The sequence below is a fragment of the Marivita lacus genome (genome assembly GCF_014637725.1).
Lineage (GTDB): Bacteria > Pseudomonadota > Alphaproteobacteria > Rhodobacterales > Rhodobacteraceae > Marivita > Marivita lacus.
In genome coordinates this window covers 187792-203846 of sequence record NZ_BMFC01000003.1, presented here as the reverse complement: position 1 = coordinate 203846, position 16055 = coordinate 187792, and the positions used below count along the sequence as shown (strand labels likewise).

The 16055-nt window shown below is 63.5% G+C and carries 17 protein-coding genes; 5 read left to right on the top strand and 12 right to left on the bottom strand.

Annotated elements, in window-relative coordinates:
• Positions 1-2: 2 nt before the first annotated feature.
• Positions 3-647 (top strand): bifunctional 4-hydroxy-2-oxoglutarate aldolase/2-dehydro-3-deoxy-phosphogluconate aldolase, encoded by a 645-nt coding sequence (gene eda / locus IEV82_RS08575; RefSeq protein ID WP_188481604.1) that lies wholly within the window; start codon positions 3-5, stop codon positions 645-647.
• A 28-nt stretch (positions 648-675) separates the two neighbouring features.
• Here the strand turns inward: eda and IEV82_RS08570 are convergent, their stop codons facing one another.
• Both IEV82_RS08570 and IEV82_RS08565 read right to left on the bottom strand, forming a co-directional pair.
• Positions 676-1260, bottom strand: coding sequence for an HNH endonuclease (locus IEV82_RS08570; RefSeq protein ID WP_188481603.1), 585 nt, complete (start codon positions 1258-1260; stop codon positions 676-678).
• Between the two features lie 167 nt (positions 1261-1427).
• Entirely contained in the window at positions 1428-2957 is a 1530-nt protein-coding gene (locus IEV82_RS08565) for a LysM peptidoglycan-binding domain-containing protein (protein ID WP_188481602.1), read from the bottom strand.
• A gap of 113 nt (positions 2958-3070) precedes the next feature.
• Here IEV82_RS08565 and IEV82_RS08560 point away from each other — a divergent pair, with 113 nt between their 5' ends.
• Complete coding sequence (locus tag IEV82_RS08560; RefSeq protein ID WP_188481601.1) at positions 3071-3622, top strand: LOG family protein; 552 nt, start codon at positions 3071-3073, stop codon at positions 3620-3622.
• Here IEV82_RS08560 and rarD read toward each other — a convergent pair.
• The 7 genes from rarD to IEV82_RS08525 form a co-directional block, all read right to left on the bottom strand.
• Positions 3529-4482 carry an EamA family transporter RarD gene (gene rarD / locus IEV82_RS08555; protein WP_188481600.1) on the bottom strand — a complete coding sequence of 318 codons (954 nt, stop codon included), beginning with the start codon at positions 4480-4482 and terminating at the stop codon, positions 3529-3531. The genes IEV82_RS08560 and rarD overlap by 94 nt on opposite strands.
• A gap of 62 nt (positions 4483-4544) precedes the next feature.
• Positions 4545-5192, bottom strand: a complete 648-nt coding sequence (locus IEV82_RS08550) for a glutathione S-transferase family protein (RefSeq protein ID WP_188481847.1) — start codon at positions 5190-5192, stop codon at positions 4545-4547.
• Between the two features lie 70 nt (positions 5193-5262).
• Positions 5263-5871 carry a superoxide dismutase gene (locus IEV82_RS08545; protein WP_188481599.1) on the bottom strand — a complete coding sequence of 203 codons (609 nt, stop codon included), beginning with the start codon at positions 5869-5871 and terminating at the stop codon, positions 5263-5265.
• 121 nt (positions 5872-5992) lie between these two features.
• Positions 5993-6565: a sarcosine oxidase subunit gamma gene (locus IEV82_RS08540; protein WP_188481598.1), complete on the bottom strand. Its 573-nt coding sequence runs from the start codon at positions 6563-6565 to the stop codon at positions 5993-5995.
• Positions 6558-9575 carry a sarcosine oxidase subunit alpha family protein gene (locus IEV82_RS08535; protein WP_188481597.1) on the bottom strand — a complete coding sequence of 1006 codons (3018 nt, stop codon included), beginning with the start codon at positions 9573-9575 and terminating at the stop codon, positions 6558-6560. The genes IEV82_RS08540 and IEV82_RS08535 overlap by 8 nt, the downstream gene beginning before the upstream one ends.
• 67 nt (positions 9576-9642) lie before the next feature.
• A complete protein-coding gene (locus IEV82_RS08530; RefSeq protein ID WP_188481596.1) occupies positions 9643-9972 on the bottom strand; it encodes a sarcosine oxidase subunit delta in 330 nt (109 codons plus the stop codon).
• An 11-nt stretch (positions 9973-9983) separates the two neighbouring features.
• Positions 9984-11228 (bottom strand): sarcosine oxidase subunit beta family protein, encoded by a 1245-nt coding sequence (locus tag IEV82_RS08525; RefSeq protein ID WP_188481595.1) that lies wholly within the window; start codon positions 11226-11228, stop codon positions 9984-9986.
• A gap of 183 nt (positions 11229-11411) precedes the next feature.
• Here IEV82_RS08525 and ccmI point away from each other — a divergent pair, with 183 nt between their 5' ends.
• From ccmI to IEV82_RS08510, 3 genes are read left to right on the top strand one after another with little or no spacing between them, the layout of a single operon-like run.
• Entirely contained in the window at positions 11412-12641 is a 1230-nt protein-coding gene (gene ccmI / locus IEV82_RS08520; protein WP_188481594.1) for a c-type cytochrome biogenesis protein CcmI, read from the top strand.
• Between the two features lie 4 nt (positions 12642-12645).
• Positions 12646-13122, top strand: coding sequence for a Holliday junction resolvase RuvX (gene ruvX / locus IEV82_RS08515; RefSeq protein WP_188481593.1), 477 nt, complete (start codon positions 12646-12648; stop codon positions 13120-13122).
• A 14-nt stretch (positions 13123-13136) separates the two neighbouring features.
• Positions 13137-13391, top strand: coding sequence for a DUF1289 domain-containing protein (locus IEV82_RS08510; RefSeq protein ID WP_188481592.1), 255 nt, complete (start codon positions 13137-13139; stop codon positions 13389-13391).
• Between the two features lie 67 nt (positions 13392-13458).
• Here IEV82_RS08510 and IEV82_RS08505 read toward each other — a convergent pair whose 3' ends face one another.
• From IEV82_RS08505 to IEV82_RS08495, 3 genes are all read right to left on the bottom strand, one after another.
• Positions 13459-13914, bottom strand: coding sequence for a hypothetical protein (locus IEV82_RS08505; RefSeq protein WP_188481591.1), 456 nt, complete (start codon positions 13912-13914; stop codon positions 13459-13461).
• 103 nt (positions 13915-14017) lie between these two features.
• Positions 14018-15115, bottom strand: coding sequence for a calcium-binding protein (locus IEV82_RS08500; protein WP_188481590.1), 1098 nt, complete (start codon positions 15113-15115; stop codon positions 14018-14020).
• 163 nt (positions 15116-15278) lie between these two features.
• A complete protein-coding gene (locus IEV82_RS08495) occupies positions 15279-16055 on the bottom strand; it encodes a phytanoyl-CoA dioxygenase family protein (protein WP_188481589.1) in 777 nt (258 codons plus the stop codon).

Genomic DNA, 16055 nt, shown 5'->3' with positions numbered 1-16055 from the left:
ATATGATTACGCCCCTCCAAGCCAGCGTCGAAAGCGAAAGACTGTGCCGCCTTGCGCCGATCATCCCGGTGCTTGTGGTCGATGACGTTGCAGTTGCGCGGCCCTTGGCCGAAGCGCTTGTTGCGGGCGGATTGCCGGTGCTCGAAGTCACCTTGCGCACGCCAGCCGCGCTCGACGTGATCCGCGAAATGGCGCAGGTCGAGGGTGGCGTGGTCGGTGCGGGCACGTTGCTTACCCCCGAAGATGTGCGGAACGCGGTCGCCGCTGGCGCACGGTTCGGCGTGTCGCCGGGGGCCACGGACCGGCTGCTGGACGCTTGCGAAGCTGCCGATCTGCCGCTCCTGCCAGGTGCGGCCACCGCATCCGAGGCGATGGCGCTGCTGGAACGCGGCTACACCGTGCAGAAATTCTTTCCCGCCGAAGCCAATGGCGGCGCGCCCGCCCTCAAGGCCATCGGTGCGCCTATCCCGCAGGTGCGGTTTTGCCCGACAGGCGGCGTGTCGCTGAAAAATGCGCCGGACTATCTGGGCCTGTCCAACGTGCTTTGCGCAGGGGGAAGCTGGGTCGCGCCGAAAGACCTTGTGACCAAGGGCGACTGGCGCGCGATCGAGGAACTGGCGCGCGAGGCCGCGCATCTGTCTCGCTAGACGCAGGACCAAGGCGATTTGAGGCGCCTCACGCCTCCAGTTCGGCGTCCCAGTAAAGGAAATCCATCCAGCTGTCATGCAGGTGGTTCGGTGGGAACTTGCGCCCCATGTTGAGCAATTCCTGCGCACCCGGCTGACGTGGCGGCTTGCGCAAGGACAGACCCGCCTGCCGCAGGCTTTTCGAACCCTTGCGCAGGTTGCAGGGCGCACAGGCGGCGACGACGTTTTCCCAGGACGTGATCCCGCCCGACGCACGCGGCACCACGTGATCGAAGGTCAGTTCGCCCTTTGCGCCGCAGTACTGGCAGATGAATTCGTCCCTCAAGAAAAGATTAAAGCGCGTGAAGGCCACGCGCTTTTGCGGTTTGACATAATCCTTGAGCACCACAACGCTGGGTATTCGCAGCGTCATCGAGGGGCTTCGGACCACCTCGTCATATTCGGCGACGATGTCCACCCTGTCGAGAAACGCCGCCTTGACCGCATCCTGCCACGGCCACAGCGAGAGCGGATAGTAGGACAAGGGCCTGTAATCCGCGTTCAGCACCAGCGCTGGATGGTGCCGCAACGCACCTGGTTCGCGCACGAAAGCTGTTCTGAAATTGCCATCCATCGGGGGAATCGTCTCCTGCCCAGTCTGCCTGTTTCAGCATCGGGACGGGACCCCGCCCCGGTCTATGATACTTACTATATATCGCGGGAGCAAACGGGCAACCCCCGCAATATACAGTATGTGCCGCAGGGCTAGCCCAAGAAAATCACAGCACCGTGACAAGCCGATCAATCAGGGATGGAAAACACCTGGCCGGGGTAGATCAGGTCGGGGTCGCGGATACGGTCTCGGTTGGCCTCGAACACCTTGACGTAGGCCGGACCTTCGCCGTAGCGGTCGCGGGCAATCGCCCAGAGCGTATTTCCGGGCTGCACGGTCACCACCTTGATCACCGACGGGCCTGCAGCGCGGTCGGCAGCCTGCGCCAGCGCAACCGGGTCTTCACGCCGGAACGGGCTTTCGACCCGCGATGTGACGTCACCCGAAGCATCGACCGCATCCACGCGCAGCGTGTAGGTGCCGCTGTCCACCTCCGGCAGTTCGGCGCGCCATTGGCCGTCCGTCCCGATCTCGGTGGTGATGATGGGCTGGTTGTCGAGGTAGATCCGCACGAATTCCTCTGCGATTCCGCGCCCGCTGAGTGCGACGGACCCGGCATCTTCATAGGTGATCGCATCAAGTGCGATCTGGTCGAGGAGTTCCGGCACGGCCTGCCCGGTCTGGAGCACGTTCACCCCCGCTTCGGTCGACAGGATCACCGCCGGGGCGGAAGGCTCATCTGGCGCTGGTGTCAGTGCGGTCTGGGTGGTCGCGGCAATATCGGGGCCGGACTGCGCCTCCACCTGCGGGGGCGTCGTTTCGCCAAGTGCAGGCGCGTCGATACCGGGGACTTGCGCAAGCACGCTGGGCGCTGGTGCGTCGGGTGCCTCTGGCGCTTGCGTGACCTCTAACGGCGCGGAGGGCGCTGCGGTCTCAGGGCTCGCGTCGGCGGCAGTTTCGGTCGGTGTCTCTGTGGCTGCGGGCGTATTGGTTTCCGGCAACGCGGCAAGCTGATCGGGGACTGCGCTTTCGGGCTGCGGCTTGGCTTCCGTCACAGCCTGAGGCGCGGGCTCTGGCTCGGGAAGTTCCGCCACGCGGGTGACAGGAGCCAGAATGACCTGATCGGGGCTCTCTATGCGGCCTTGATCGCCGTCGGACACGAGGCCCACCACGCGCGGCGCATCGCTGGGGGGCAGATCGAGGAAGGTGACGAATTTGCCGGACCCGTCAACCTCGGCCTGTCCGATTTCGACCCCATCGACAAGGATGAAAACCGCACGCGCGCCGGGCGCGCGACCCGCGATCAGGGTTTGACCATCCGGGGCGACCCGAACGATGTCAAAGGCAGGGGCTTCCCGCGCGGGGCTGTCCTGCGCGGGGCTGTCTTCGGCAACGCTGTCCTGCGACTCTGCTGCCACGGTCTCGGCCTCAACGGCAGGCTCGTCCACTGTGCTGTCGGCCTCTGCAAGCGGCGGTTCCGGCTCGGGTGCGACAACAGGCTCGGCGGTTTCGATGTCGGGAACGGCTGTGTCCTGCACAGCATCCGCAACGGGGGCGGTTGGCTCGGGCGGGACCGCGACAGTCGCGGACGGGGCATCGACAGGGTCCGCGGGAAACAGCGCCCCGCTGGCATAGATCGCCAGCACGACAGCGCCCACTGCGGCGGCTCCGCCCAGAACGAGGCCCGACCTGCCATTGGCCAACGCGAATTTGCTCATCTTACCCCAAGTGTCCGTGATGGAACGGCGATATGCCATTCCCGCAGTTGAGCGTCTCTATCAACGCAGGTATCACGAGGCAACTTCCCAACCCTTGTCAAGGACATGCGCCCATGATCTCCAAATCCATCTGTGTCTATTGCGGCTCACGTCCGGGTGTGAACCCCGCGTATACAACGGCAGCCGAGGCGCTGGGACGCGCGATTGCGGATGAGGGCTGGCGGTTGGTTTACGGCGCAGGCGATGTCGGCCTGATGGGCACCGTGGCCCGTGCCGCGCAAGACGCGGGCGGCGACACGTTCGGCGTGATCCCGACGCATCTGATGGATCTGGAGGTGGGCAAGACCGACCTCACGCGGTTCATCATCACCGAAACCATGCACGAGCGCAAAAAGGTCATGGTGATGAACGCGGACGCCATCGTCGTTCTGCCGGGGGGTGCCGGATCGCTGGACGAGTTTTTCGAAGTGCTGACATGGCGGCAACTGGGTCTGCACGGCAAGCCAATCGTCTTGCTGAGCGTTGACAATTACTGGGCCCCGCTGACCGCCCTGCTGGATCATGTCGTCGATCAGGGTTTTGCCGACAGGTCGCTGCTGGGCTTTGTCGAGACCACAACCTCTGCGCCCGCGACGATCACCGCCCTGCGCCGCGCCCTGTCCTGAGTGTAGGCGCTGCTGGAATATATCGCGAGAGCCGTCCAGATCAGGGCGAAGGCGATCATGTGCACCACGCCGAACGGCTCACCAAAGATCGTCACAGCGACCAGAAACTGCAGCGTCGGGTTGATGTATTGCACGATGCCGACCGTGGACATGGTCAGACGCCGGGCGCCATAGGAAAACAGGATCAACGGCAAGGCGGTGATCGGCCCGGAGGCCATCAGCTTGAGCGACTCCGTCAGGTCTCGCCCAAAGGCGCCACCGCCCTGCCCCATGTGGATATAGGTCAGCCAGGCCAGCGCGAGCGGGCACAGGATCAGCACTTCGGCCGACACCGACACGACCGGGCCAAGATCAAGCCGTTTCTTGATCAGCCCGTACATCCCGAAGGTGCTGGCCAGCACAAGCGAGATCCACGGCACGATATGCAGCCCGATGGTCAGCGTCGTGACCCCCAGCGCGGCCAGCGTGATCGCCACCCATTGCGTCGTGCTCAGCCGTTCGCCCAACACCACCCGGCCCAGCAGGACTGCGACCAACGGAAAGATGTAATACCCCATCGAGGCTTCGGTGGCGCGGCCTGCATGGATCGACCAGATGAACAGGAACCAGTTGGTGGAGATGAACAGGGCCGCAGCGGCGATCACCTTGAACGAGGTCCAGTTCGACACCGCGCGCCAGAGCACGTGCAACCGTCCCTGCAGGCCAAGCACCAGTCCGAAGAACACCAGCGACCAGAAGGTGCGATGCGCCAGCACCTCGTGCGGTGGCACGCCGATGAGCGTCTTGTAGAACAGGCCGGACAACCCCCAGATGCAGCAGGCGGCGATAAGCGCAAGAACGCCGTTGCGGGTGTCTGTCATGATGGGCCTCCGCCGCCAGCGGTATCGGTCGGCGCGGGGATGCGCAAGGGCGGCCTGTCCGGCTAGAGCGCGCCCTTGTGCTGCATGTAGCGCAGCATTTCCGGGCGGTAGGCGGCCAGTTCATCCGCGACGGCGGCATGGGTCCTCATCTGGGTCCGGTAGCGGGTCACTGCCTCGGGCCAGTCGAGCGCCGGGATCACCGGCCCTTCGAAAAGTGCGATCCATTCCAGTGTGACAATTGTCCCACAATCGCCCATCCACAGGCGGTCGCGTGGCAGATCGGCACGCGCCAACATCTGCCCCAACGCGGTCAGGCGTTTGGCGATCATGTCATGCGCCGCCGCTATGGCTTTTGGGTCACGTGTCGCAGGGGCCACATGTGGAAATGTCAGCCGCAGCGCCGGTTCCAGCCGCGTGTCGGCAAAGCGCGAGCGTTCCCGCGACAGTGCCCGCCCGATCAGCGTGCCGGGCAGCATTGCCGGTTCGGGGTGTTTTTCCTCAAGGTATTCGGCAATCGCCTCGCTGTCGGTCAGCACCAGATCGCCGTCCACCAGCGCGGGGATGTTGCCCGAAGGCACGATGGCGAGGTACTCCGGCGATCCGCCGCCACCGGGAGGCGGCAGTTCCTCGAACGGCAGTCCCTTGTGCCGCAACAGGATACGCAGCTTGGCGCAATAGAGCGAATGGTCAGACGTGTAGACGCGCAGCATGGTCAGATTGTCCAAAATGCAAAAAGCCCTGCCAAGATGACAGGGCCTTTCAGGATAGGTATCAAACCGATCAGGCTTTCGACAGGCGCTCGGCGACGTTGTCCCAGTTGACGAGGTTGTCGAGGAAGTTCGCCAGGTAAGCGGGGCGCTTGTTGCGGAAGTCGATGTAGTAGGAATGTTCCCACACGTCGCAGCCCAGCAGCGCTGTCTGGCCAAAGCAGACCGGGTTCACGCCGTTCTCGGTCTTGGTGACCTTGAGCGTGCCATCGGTATCGACCACCAGCCACGCCCAGCCCGAACCGAACTGGCCCGCACCTGCGGCGCTGAAATCTTCCTTGAACTTGTCGACCGTACCGAAGGCGTCGGTGATACGGGTCTCAAGCTCGGTCGGCATCTTGTGCTCGCCCGGGCTCATCATCTCCCAGAACTGGTTGTGGTTCCACAGCTGGCTGATGTTGTTGAAGATGCCGCTCTGGGCCACGGCCTTGGCATCGTAGGTGCCCTTGATGATCTCTTCCATCGACTTGCCATCCCATTCGGTGCCGGCAATCGCCTTGTTGCCGTTGTCGACATAGGCCTTGTGGTGGATGTCGTGGTGGTATTCGAGTGTCTCTTTGGACATGCCTTTGCTGGCCAGCGCGTCGTGGGCGTAGGGCAGATCAGGAAGTTCGAAAGCCATGGTGGTGTCCCCTCAATGGTGCGTCAAATTACACAGGCATACCTGATGTGACGCAGTCCCAAGGTCAACCCCGGTGGTGCGCCAATCGGGGATTTATCCCGCCTGTCTACGGATCAACGCGTCAGCGGGTGAAATGGTTCACCGCAGACGCATCATCCGCCGACACGCTCAGAATGCCGAACATATAGGCCGCAACCGACCGGAAACAGACGATCCGCGCGGTGTTGGCATCATCCATCCAGAAGGCGGCAGCGACCTGCGCCATGCGGGTGCGGCGCACCATGCCGGGCGTGAAGGCGTCGGGGGACATATCCACCGGGGCCAGCTTGGCGATGACTTCCCGCAGCATGACCCCCTTGAGCCGGAACACCGCGCGGGCGTCCGAGACATTGACGACAAGCGCATGGCTGCCGTGCAGCTTGGCCGACAATTCATCGGCCCTTTGCAGGGCCTCTTCATAGGGGCAGAGCAGCAACGCCTCGTCCGGCGACATCCAGAGCGCGCCCTGTGCGCCGTCAAACGCGGTTTCCCGCGTGCCCGGCAGGGTCACGCCGAACACGTCCTTGACCGCGGATATGATGGTGGTGTCGCTCAGGTCACCGCGCAGGGTCACCATGCCCTGCCCGGCCAGTTCCTCGATATTCACCAGACCGTCAAAGGATGCGCCACCCAGCGCCAAAGCCACGTCAGACATTCTGCTTCTCTCCCTCGGGATCAAAAAAGACCGCGTTGACGATTTTCGCCTTGGCGATGTCGTCACCCCCGGCTGTGAACTCGATGACCTCGCCCATGCGGTCGGGGCCGTTCAGCACCAGACCCATCGCGATGCCCTTGTTCAGGGTCGGGCTGCGATAGGTCGAGGTGACGCGGCCTTGCGTGTTGCGTTGGCCGTTCTCGTTCGTACCCTCGGCCAGCGCATAGGCACCGTCCCTCAGAACCGAGCCATCGAGCGTTTCCAGCCCCACCAGCTTCCAGCGCTTGGGGTCGGTCATGTGTGACCGCGCCTGTGCACGCTTGCCGATATAGTCGTCTTTCTTCTTCGAGATCGCCCAGTCAAGACCAAGGTCCTGCGGGATCACCGTGCCGTCGGTTTCATCCCCGATCATGATGAAGCCCTTTTCGGCGCGCATGATGTGCAGCGCCTCGGTACCGTAGGGGGTGATGTTCCACTCCTGCCCGGCCTCGATCAGCTTGTCCCAGAACGCCCGGCCCAGGTTGGCGGGCACGGCGATTTCATAGCTCAGTTCGCCGGAGAACGAGATGCGGTAGACCCGCACCGGGAAGCCCGCCAATTCGCCGTCCTTCCAGTCCATGAAGGCCAACGCCTCTTTCGAGACATCCATTCCGCCCAGCTTTTCCAGCAGCTTGCGGGCGTTGGGGCCGACCACGGCGACCTGCGCGAACTGCTCGGTCGCGTTGACGGTCCAGACCTTCCAGTCCCACCATTCGGTTTGCAGCCATTCCTCCATATGGGCATGGATGCGATCCGCGCCGCCGGTGGTCGTGTGGCAGAGGAACGTGTCCTCGTCGATGCGCGCGACCACGCCGTCATCCGACAGGAAGCCGTTTTCCGAGCACATCAGCCCGTAGCGGCATTTGCCCACTTTCAGCGTGCTCATCATGTTGGTGTAGAGCATGTCGAGGAAGCGACCCGCGTCCGGACCCTTGACGATGATCTTGCCAAGGGTGGAGGCGTCGAGCAGGCCCAGGCTGTTTCGCGTGGCCAGCACCTCGCGCTTTACCGCGTCATGGACGCTCTCGCCCGCCTTGGGAAAGGCATAGGGGCGGCGCCAATGGCCGACCGGTTCCCAATGCGCGCCGTTCGCTTCGTGCCAGCCCTGCATCGGCGTCTTGCGGATCGGCTGGAAAATGTCGCCGCGCGCCTCGCCTGCAATCGCGCCCATCGAAATGGGCGTATAGGGCGGCCGGAATGTGGTTGTCCCGACCTGTGGGATATCTGCACCCAACGCATTCGCAAGGGTCGCAAGGCCGTTGATGTTGCTCAGTTTTCCCTGATCCGTGGCCATGCCGAGCGTGGTATAGCGCTTGGTGTGTTCGACCGATTCAAAGCCTTCCTGCGCGGCCAGTTGCACATCGGACACTTTGACGTCGTTCTGGTAATCCAGCCACGCCTTCATGCGCAGTTGCTTTTTTGCACCTTGCGGCATCATCCAGACCGGGACCAGCGGGGCTTCACCCTGCGCTTCGCCGCTGGACGCGGCGGCGTCGCCCTTTTCAGCACCAACACGCGCGGCAGCGGTTTTGCCTGCGTTTGCCGCGTTTTGCAGGACGTCGTTCAGGTGAAACGCGCCATCGGCGGCGCCTGAGGCGATGACGAACGGGTTGCCATCATGGCTGGTGGGCGCGCGGTCGTGATCGGGGCGGAACGTGGCCTGGGACGCGTCCCAGATCAGCTTGCCGCCGCAATGGGACCAGAGATGCACCACAGGGGACCAGCCGCCGGACATGGCGACGGCATCGCAGAAGATCTCTTCGAGGACTTCGCCTTCGCCTGCCTGCACGCCGCGACAGATCGAATGCACGCATTTCGAGCCCTTGACCTTGACCGCAGCGGCACCGGTCTCGACGCGGATGCCAAGCGACTTGGCCTCGTCCATCAGCGCGCCGCCGCCTTCGGGACGGGCATCGAGGATTGCGGGCACCTTGAGACCGGCCTGCACCAGCGCGATGGCGGTGCGGTAGGCGTCGTCGTTGTTGGTGACAACCACGGTGCGATCGCCGGGGCTGACGCCGAAGTTCACGAGGTAATCGCGCACGGCGGAGGCCAGCATCACGCCGGGAATGTCGTTGCCGGCAAAGGAGAGCGGGCGTTCGATGGCCCCGGTTGCGGTGATGATTTGCGCCGCACGGATGCGCCACAGACGGTGGCGCGGGCCAGCGGCTTCGGGCGCGTGGTCGGTCAGGCGCTCATAGCCCAGCACGTAGCCGTGATCGTAAACCCCTGCCCCCATGGTGCGGGTGCGGATCTGCGCATTGGGCAGCGCGTGCAGTTCTGCGCGGGCCTTGGCAACCCAGGCGTCCGGGTCCATCCCGTCGATCGTGCCGCCATCCACCGGCGCGCGACCCCCCAGATGGGCGGTCTGTTCGAGCAGCAGAACCTTGGCACCGGCGCGGGCAGCGGTCAGCGCCGATTGCAGGCCCGCAACCCCGCCGCCGATCACCAGCACATCGCAGAACGCATAGAAATGCTCATAGCGGTCGGCATCGCGCGACTCGGCGCCCGGGGCCTTGCCCAGACCGGCGGAGTGGCGGATGAACGGCTCGTAGATGTGTTTCCAGAACGGGCGCGGATGGATGAACATCTTGTAGTAGAAGCCCGCGCTCAGGAAGCGCGACAGAAGGTTGTTCACGATGCCCACATCGTAGTTCAGCGACGGCCAGTGGTTCTGGCTGGTGGCGGTCAGACCGTGGAAAATCTCGGTCGTGGTGGCGCGCTGGTTCGGTTCGAACCGGTTGCCGGTGCCGAGACCGACAATCGCATTGGGCTCTTCCGAACCGGACGCCACGACGCCGCGCGGGCGGTGGTATTTGAAGCTGCGGCCCATCAGCATCTGGTCATTGGCCAGAAGCGCGGAGGCGAGCGTGTCGCCCTGGTAGCCGTTCAGGAGCGTGCCGTTGAACTTGAACGACACGGGACGGTCGCGGTTGATCAGGCGGCCTTGGAAGTGAACGCGGGTGCTCATGATGTGACGGCTCGCTGGTGGGGAGGTGGGAGCCTCCGGCGGGAGGTATTTGGAACAAGAAGAAGCATCACGCGATGTTCCTCCATTTGAAGCCGGGGCGTTTGGCGCGGAGGGTGTCGAGCAGGTCTTTCGGCGGCTCGGTCGTCTGGGCGCTGTAGGTGCCGAACACTTCGAGCGTGTTCGTGCAGCGCGCCGCGTGGAACCACTTGCCACAGCCGTTCACATGCCGCCAGCGTTCGAAATGCACGCCCTTGGGATTTTCGCGGTGGAACAGGTAGCCGGTGAAATCGTCGTCCGAGCTGTCGGGGCCGAAGCGTTTCAGGTGCGCTTCGCCGCCTGCGTGCAGTTCGGTTTCCTCGGCGGCCACGCCGCAATAGGGGCAGTTGATCAAAAGCATCTAGTCTCTCCCTAGTGCGCGACGCCAGCGGCGACGGATTCATCAATGAACCGGCCCTCGCGGAAGCGGTTGAGGCCGAATTCGGCCGTGAGCGGTGAATAGCCCTTGGCGATCAGCTCGGCCATGCCCCAGCCGGAGCCGGGGATCGCCTTGAAGCCGCCGGTGCCCCAGCCACAGTTGATGAAGCAGCCCTCGAGCGGCGTCTTTGACAGGATGGGCGAGCGGTCGCCGGTCATGTCGACGATCCCGCCCCACCAACGCAGCATCTTGAGGCGGGAGATCATCGGGAATGTCTCGACCAGCGCGCGGACGGTTTCTTCGACATGGTGGAATGAGCCGCGCTGGGTGTAGTTGTTGTAGCCGTCCGCACCGCCGCCGATGACCATTTCGCCCTTGTCGGACTGGCTCATGTAGCCGTGCACCGTGTTGGCCATCACGACCACGTCCATGCAGGGTTTGATCGGCTCGGAGACCAGCGCCTGAAGGGCCACGGATTCGATGGGCAGGCGGAAGCCCGCCATTTCCGCCAGAACGCCGGAGTGACCGGCGACGACGATGCCCAGCTTGTCGCAGTCGATCTCGCCCTTGGTGGTGGTCACGCCCTGCACCTTGCCGCCCTCCTGCCGGATCGCGGTGACTTCGCATTGCTGGATGATGTCCATGCCCATGTCCGAGCACGCACGGGCGTAGCCCCAGGCCACGGCGTCGTGGCGGGCGGTGCCGCCGCGCGGCTGCCAGAGCGCGCCGAGGACCGGATAGCGCGGGCCTTTCAGCTCGATGATCGGGCACAGCTCCTTGACGCGGGCGGGGCTGATGAAATGGGTCTCGACGCCCTGCAGGTTGTTGGCGTGCGCGGTGCGCTGGTAGCCCCGGATCTCGTGTTCGGTCTGGGCCAGCATCATGACGCCACGGGGCGAGAACATGATGTTGTAGTTCAGGTCCTGCGACAGGGTCTCATAGAGCGAGCGCGCCTTTTCGTAGATCGCGGCAGAGGGATCCTGCAGGTAGTTCGAGCGGATGATGGTGGTGTTGCGCCCGGTGTTGCCGCCGCCCAGCCAGCCCTTTTCGATCACCGCGACATTCTTGATGCCGAAATTCTTGCCAAGGTAATAGGCGGTGGCAAGGCCATGCCCGCCCGCACCCACGATGATCACATCGTATTTCTTCTTCGGCTCGGGCTTGCGCCATGCGCGTTCCCATCCGGTCTGGTAGCGGAGGGCTTCGCGGGCAACGGCAAAGGCAGAATAGCGTTTCATGGGGGGCGACTCGGGCTTGGGGCAATCTGTCGGATATGTGGACTGAACTGGGCGGCTTGCGGATACTCACAGCGCCCTTTTACCGTGATTTTGCGACATGGCGCTTTGTCACGGGGTTTTGCCCTTTTTTCAAGCGCTCGGCGGCTATACATGTCGTCCAAACAACTTGTGGATTTGTAAACGATGACGTTTTTCTGGATCGCCACCGTCCTTCTGACCGTCGCCATGGCAGCCCTTCTGGCCATAGCCCTGTTGCGTGGACAGCGCTCCACCGGCCCCGCCGAAGCGTTCGACCTGCAGGTCTACCGCGACCAGCTGACCGAAGTGGACCGCGACATGACGCGGGGCGTGATCTCGGAGGAGGACGCGGAACGGCTGCGCACCGAGATCTCGCGGCGCATCCTGTCGGCAGATGCCAAGGCCCAGACGACGGGCGCGGCCGGCACGCAGCCGCAGACGCTGGGCGTGGCCGTGGCGGCGCTGATCGCGGCGGTGCTGGTTGGCGGGAGTTTCTGGATCTACGCGCAGATCGGTGCGCCGGGCTATGGCGACCTGGGATTGGCGCAGCGGCTCGAGATGGCCGAGGCCGCGCGCGAGTCCCGCCCCTCGCAGCAGGATGCCGAGGCACAGATGCCGCCCACCGAAGAGACCGAGATCCAGCCCGAATATGCCGGGCTCGTACAGCGGTTGCGTGGTGCCGTTGCCGAGCGGCCCGCCGATCTGCAGGGGCATATCCTGCTGGCCCGATCCGAGGCCGCGATGGGCAATTACGTGGCCGCCTACATGGCGCAGCAACAGGTGCTGACGATCAAGGGCGATGACGCGACTGGCCGGGATTATGCCGATCTGGCCGACATGATGGTGCTGGCCGCAGGGGGTTACGTGTCGCCCGAGGCGGAACGGGTGCTTGAAGCGGCGCTGACGCGCGAGCCGTCAAATGGCGTGGCGCAGTACTACATGGGACTGATGATGGCCCAGACCGGACGTCCGGACGTGGCTTTCCGCCTGTGGGACAGGTTGTTGCGGCAAAGTTCGGCGGATGCAGCCTGGTTGCCGCCGATCCTGTCGCAGATCGAGGAAATGGCGTTCCGCGCCGGGGTTGCGGATTACGAAGTGCCCGAGATCGCCGGAATGCCGGGGCCAAGTGCGGATGACGTTGAGGCGGCAGGCGAGATGAGCGCCGAAGACCGTCAGGAGATGATCCGCGGCATGGTTGCGCAATTGTCCGACCGGCTGGCCACCGAAGGCGGCACTCCCGAGGAATGGGCGCGGTTGATCTCGTCGCTGGCTGTGTTGGGCGACGAGGCGCAGGCCATCGCCATCTGGAACAATGCGCAAGAGGTGTTTGCCGACAATCCGGCGGCGCTCGAGATCGTCCGCGACGGGGCGCGCGCGGCGGGATTGGTATTGTAGGGCGGTGATCTACGACGATATCTCCGAATTTGCCGCGATCCTGCCGTCGCGACGCGCGCTGGCCGGGCTTGATCTGGGCACAAAGACGATCGGTGTCGCGGTGTCGGACGGGATGCGCAGCGTGGCGACGCCGCTGGAAACGGTAAAGCGGCGCAGGTTCGGTCTGGATGCCGAGGCGCTGCTGATGATCCTGACCAAGCGCGACATTGCCGGGCTGGTTCTTGGCCTGCCGCGCAACATGGACGGATCCGAAGGGCCGAGATGCCAGTCGACACGGGCCTTTGCGCGCAATTTCGCGGTGCTCTGGGATCGCCCGATCACATTCTGGGACGAACGCCTGTCCACGGTTGCGGCAGAAAGAGCACTGCTTGAGGCGGATACGACCCGAAAACGTCGCGCAGAGGTGATCGACCACGTTGCAGCAAGCTATATCCTGCAAGGGGCGCTGGACCGGCTGCGCCATATCGAAGCCGACGCATGAGGAAACCCGCGCTGATGAAAGACGATGTCTGGAGCCGTAACGAGATCGAAAGCCCCTGTGTGAAGATCTGCGTCGTGCATCCCGAAAGCCGCCTCTGCACCGGCTGTCTGCGCAGCATCGATGAGATCGGCGCGTGGTCGAAGATGTCTCCAGAGGCGCGACGCGCCATCATGGCCGAACTGCCGTCGCGTGCCGTGCAGTTGAGCAAGCGTCGCGGCGGACGCGCGGCGCGGCTGTCTCGTACGGGCACGTCGTCAGACGAATTTTGACCAGACGGTAAAAAACCGGGGCTTTGAACCCCGGTTTTCGTTTCGTCCGTCATGCGTGACGTGAAGTCTAGTCCAGTCCAAGCGCGCAGATGCAGAACTTCTTGGCTTTGTAATGCGCTTTCTTGCTGACACTGACATTGTAGAGAATCTGGTAGGTGTGGTCCGGTTTCGCCAGACAGCACGCCGTAACCTCCACATTCTTTGGTGCCGTCGCGCAGAAGTTTCTGCCGAGGTGATACATTTCCGCCGGAACATCCGCAGTGAACATCGCGCGACGATGACCATCCTTGTCGGTGACGCATTTCACCTTGGGGCAAGACACCGGGGCGGGTTTCGGAACGACTTTGACCACGCGGGGCTCTACGGGATCTTCGCCATCATTCGAAACCTCCGGCGGTGAGGGAGGCGTCGGTGTCTCCGGCCGATCAAAGCTCGGTTGTTCGTAGCTTGGCTCATTCGGTGGCTGGTCGAAGGCCAATGCCGGCGTCGCCATCAGTGTGAAGATCAACAGGGCAAGTCTCATGTCTTTTCCCTTTGGGTACCGCCTACATTGCGGCTTTTGGTTAACATCTTTCCGCGCCACCGCGAAATCACGGTTTCCGGCGCGGGATCTTTGATCAGTTCTTTCAGGCAGCAGCTGGTGCAAGAACGTTTGAGTTTTCCACGACAAGGATCTGGTCGAGAGACACAGGTCCTGCTCCTGCGGAGACAACCACGACGGTCTGCCCATTCAGTTGCACGATGCTGTCACCAGTGACGCCGTCGGTGTCGATCGTGATCGAACTGCCCGCAGAGGCACCGGCCGGCACGGCGACGATCACCACTTCATCCTCTGCCAAGTCCATGATCTCGGGGGCGTTGGCCGGATCGACATATGTGCCGCTGTAGAAGATATCATTGCCGCCTTCACCGAAGACAACATCCCCACTGCCCATGTAGATTTCATCGTTTCCTTCACCACCAAGAAGCACGTCCGGATCAAGAAGATCCTGCGCATTGGTGATGGTGTCGCTGTCGCCATCCCAGACGCCGAAGATCTGATCGTCTCCCGCACCACCATCCAGCGTGTCGGCACCGGCACCGCCGACGAGAATGTCATCGCCTTCGCCGTCCATGAGGCTGTCATCGCCGTCACCGCCAAAGAGCGTGTCGGAACCGGCACCGCCGAACGCCGTGTCATTGCCAGCACCGCCAACCAGTTCGTCGTTGCCGTCCTGACCGTTCAGCACATCGTTGCCCGCGTCGCCGAAGAGCGTATCGTTGCCAAGGCCACCGGAAATGACATCGTTGCCCGTGCCACCGGCGACAAGATCATCGCCGGCATTGCCGTCGAGCAGGTCGTTTCCGGCCGAGCCGAAGACCTGATCATCGCCATCGCCACCAAACACGGTGTCATCACCGTCCTGACCGTCAAGGATGTTTGCACCGGCATTGCCCGTGATCTCGTCATCGCCGCCTGCGCCCACAACCGTATCCGCACCTGCGGTCGCCGTGAGGGTTTCGCCGGCGTCGGTTCCGAAGGTCACACCCTCGGAGGTCACGATCTCATCCGTGCCGCTGCCAGACCCGCCGGTATCCGTGCCGCCCGTATCGGTGTCGCCACCGCCAGTATCGTCGCCGCCCTCAGTCGGGCTGTCCGTATCGTCGTCGTCATCGCCCGAATCCACGAACAGGGTTGCCGAAAGACCCAAAAGCGTGAGCGCCAAAAGTGCTGCATATTCCATGTACGTTAATCCCAAGATTACCGATCGGTGTTCAACTTACCCCCGGCCAAACGTGCCCCCATAATAAAATCGACAATTTGAAAGGTATTGTTAGGGATTTGGCGACAGTTTCGAACGGGACTGTCCGATTGTCGCGATTTGTTCGGTGGAATATGGCGGTGCCTTATTTCTGCCTAATCCAGATCGCCCCCGAGTCGGGTGATTCCGGGCGCAGATATGCAACCATCCTGCCGTCCCGCGATGCTGTTGCGCCTGGCCGCCAGGGCGCCACACCGTGCAGCGTGAACGGATTGAGTAAAACCGCCTCCCCCGGACGTGTAAAGAGCGGAATGCGCCGGCAGTCGTCAAACGCGCGTTTCCGGGCGGCCTGGTAGACATCGGTGATGTCGACATGGGGCCAGTCGGTTTCGGGCAGATGCCCCAGCACGTCGATCATTGCCTGCTGCAGGATGTGATGGCTACCCGACCAGACCACCAGGGGACTGGCAGCGGGAGAGGTTTCGGTCAGGGGCAGCCCCAGTATCCAGTCGTGGCGCTCGCGCAGAAAGCGACGTTTGGGCGTTCCCTCGGCGATCAGCCCGTCCATATGCGCGGCATCCCGGTTCCGGCGGTAGCGGAAGGCGGCATCGCTTTCGCCCCGGCGCGGGCGCGGATAGCCGGGATAGGTGATCGACAGCTGCGCCGGGTGCAGGTCAGTCCTCGGGCCGATGCGATCGCCCACCGGTCCGGCCAGCGGCACGCCGTCCACTGCGCCGTGCGGGTCGGATGGCAGCGCATCGACGCCGACGAACCATGTGCCCTCGCATTGCAACCAGGTCGACATCATCTCGGGGTCGCGGGCCACGTCTTGCCCGAGTTTTCGCGCCGCCTGCGCCCAGCGATAGGTCTCGGCGTTCCAGTCAAAGCGGATGAACCCGCAGTCCGGCCAGTTCCGTACCAT

What these genes read in the sequence shown, in the direction of transcription:
- eda (WP_188481604.1), top strand. Translation starts at nt 3, where the DNA reads ATGATTACGCCCCTCCAAGCCAGCGTCGAAAGCGAAAGACTGTGCCGC.
- IEV82_RS08570 (WP_188481603.1), bottom strand. Translation starts at nt 1,260, where the DNA reads ATGGATGGCAATTTCAGAACAGCTTTCGTGCGCGAACCAGGTGCGTTG.
- IEV82_RS08565 (WP_188481602.1), bottom strand. Translation starts at nt 2,957, where the DNA reads ATGAGCAAATTCGCGTTGGCCAATGGCAGGTCGGGCCTCGTTCTGGGC.
- IEV82_RS08560 (WP_188481601.1), top strand. Translation starts at nt 3,071, where the DNA reads ATGATCTCCAAATCCATCTGTGTCTATTGCGGCTCACGTCCGGGTGTG.
- rarD (WP_188481600.1), bottom strand. Translation starts at nt 4,482, where the DNA reads ATGACAGACACCCGCAACGGCGTTCTTGCGCTTATCGCCGCCTGCTGC.
- IEV82_RS08550 (WP_188481847.1), bottom strand. Translation starts at nt 5,192, where the DNA reads ATGCTGCGCGTCTACACGTCTGACCATTCGCTCTATTGCGCCAAGCTG.
- IEV82_RS08545 (WP_188481599.1), bottom strand. Translation starts at nt 5,871, where the DNA reads ATGGCTTTCGAACTTCCTGATCTGCCCTACGCCCACGACGCGCTGGCC.
- IEV82_RS08540 (WP_188481598.1), bottom strand. Translation starts at nt 6,565, where the DNA reads ATGTCTGACGTGGCTTTGGCGCTGGGTGGCGCATCCTTTGACGGTCTG.
- IEV82_RS08535 (WP_188481597.1), bottom strand. Translation starts at nt 9,575, where the DNA reads ATGAGCACCCGCGTTCACTTCCAAGGCCGCCTGATCAACCGCGACCGT.
- IEV82_RS08530 (WP_188481596.1), bottom strand. Translation starts at nt 9,972, where the DNA reads ATGCTTTTGATCAACTGCCCCTATTGCGGCGTGGCCGCCGAGGAAACC.
- IEV82_RS08525 (WP_188481595.1), bottom strand. Translation starts at nt 11,228, where the DNA reads ATGAAACGCTATTCTGCCTTTGCCGTTGCCCGCGAAGCCCTCCGCTAC.
- ccmI (WP_188481594.1), top strand. Translation starts at nt 11,412, where the DNA reads ATGACGTTTTTCTGGATCGCCACCGTCCTTCTGACCGTCGCCATGGCA.
- IEV82_RS08510 (WP_188481592.1), top strand. Translation starts at nt 13,137, where the DNA reads ATGAAAGACGATGTCTGGAGCCGTAACGAGATCGAAAGCCCCTGTGTG.
- IEV82_RS08505 (WP_188481591.1), bottom strand. Translation starts at nt 13,914, where the DNA reads ATGAGACTTGCCCTGTTGATCTTCACACTGATGGCGACGCCGGCATTG.
- IEV82_RS08500 (WP_188481590.1), bottom strand. Translation starts at nt 15,115, where the DNA reads ATGGAATATGCAGCACTTTTGGCGCTCACGCTTTTGGGTCTTTCGGCA.
- IEV82_RS08495 (WP_188481589.1), bottom strand. Translation starts at nt 16,055, where the DNA reads ATGGTACGGAACTGGCCGGACTGCGGGTTCATCCGCTTTGACTGGAAC.